This is a genomic window from Pseudomonas sp. AGC41, from assembly GCF_057334555.1.
In genome coordinates this window covers 1,186-2,777 of record NZ_JBHFJB010000125.1, presented here as the reverse complement: position 1 = coordinate 2,777, position 1,592 = coordinate 1,186, and the positions used below count along the sequence as shown (strand labels likewise).

The window sequence follows — 1,592 nt, the reverse complement described above, 5'->3', positions numbered from 1 at the left end:
CCGACAACATAGATGTTGAATGTGACGGCCTCATCGCGAGCAGGCTCGCTCCCACATGACGGTTGGATTTACTTGGGATACCCGGCGCGTTTCATCTCGCGTTCGGTGGTGGACTGCGCGGCGGTCAATGCCTGGTCCACGCTCTGCTGGCCGGTCAGCGCGCCGGAGAAGAACTTGCCGACCTGGGTGCCGATGGCCTGGAATTCAGGAATCGTCACCAACTGAATGCCGATGTAGGGCACGGGCTTGAGGGTCGGGGCTTTCGGGTCGGCGACTTTCAACGACTCCAGCGTCACCTTGGCAAACGGCGCGGCCTTCATGTACTCGTCGCTGTAGGTCGAGGCGCGGGTGCCTGGCGGTACGTTGGCGATGCCGTCGGTCTTGGCGACCAGTTGGCCGTATTCCTTGGACGTCGCCCAAGTGGTAAAGACCTTGGCCGCATCCTTGGCTTTGGAACTGGTCGGGATGGCCAGCGACCAGGAGTACATCCACGAGGTGCCTTTTTCGGTTTTTTCGTGGGGGGCGAAGGTGAATCCGACGTGATCGGCCACTTTGCTCTGGGTTTTGTCCGTGACGAACGAACCGGCAACGCTGGCATCGACCCACACCGCGCACTTGCCGCTGTTGAACAGGGCCAGGTTCTCGTTGAAGCCGTTGCTGGAAGCGCCCGGCGGGCCGGATTTCTTCATGTTGTCGACGTAGAAGTTCAGCGCATCCTTCCATTCAGGCCCGTTGAATTCCGGCTGCCACTTCTCATCGAACCAGCGCGCGCCAAAACCGTTGGCCAGGGTCGTGATCAGCGCCATGTTCTCGCCCCAGCCGGCCTTGCCCCGCAGGCACAGGCCATATTGCTCCTTGGATTTGTCGGTGAGTTTCTCTGCGAACTCACCGATCTGGGTCCACGTCGGGTGCTCGGGCATGCTCAGCCCGGCATTCTTGAACAGGTCCGTGCGGTAATAGGTGATCGAGCTTTCGGCATAGAACGGCAGGGCGTACAACGAGCCTTTGACCGACAGGCCATCGCGTACGGAAGGGAACACGTCGTCCAGGTCGTAGGAAGCCGGCAGGTCTTTCATCGGTTCCAGCCAGCCCTTGGCGCCCCACAGTGCGGCTTCGTACATGCCAATGGTCAACACGTCGAACTGTCCACCCTGGGTGGCGATGTCTGTGGTCAGGCGCTGGCGCAGGACGTTTTCTTCGAGCACCACCCAGTTCAGCGTGATGTCCGGATGCTCGGCCTCGAAGGTTTTCGAGAGCTTTTGCATGCGGATCATGTCGCTGTTGTTGACGGTGGCAATGGTCAGGGTTTGCGCGCCGAAACTGACGCTGCTGAGGGTCATGCAGGTGGAGACAAGCAGAGCTTTTACCGAAGGTTTCATCGCGCACTCCTATTCCGCGCCCACGGGCTGCAGAAGGACAGTTATTGTTTTTGTGTCTTCCGGATGAGAGGAAGAATGTGCGCTGATTACAGCCCTCAATGGATTGCATGACAAATCATTCGTCGCACTTTTACTGATACTTTTTTGCACTGAAGACGAGAGAGGGCCAACTGTGGCGGGGGGGCGGGCTCCCGCTGGGGCGCGCAGCGGCCC

General features: G+C 59.6%; 1 protein-coding gene. It reads right to left on the bottom strand.

Translation table 11 applies throughout. The annotated features are described in order from the left end of the window. Positions 1–68: 68 nt before the first annotated feature. Entirely contained in the window at positions 69–1,379 is a 1,311-nt protein-coding gene (locus tag ACE04F_RS21550; protein ID WP_486109842.1) for an ABC transporter substrate-binding protein, read from the bottom strand. Positions 1,380–1,592 lie beyond the last annotated feature (213 nt).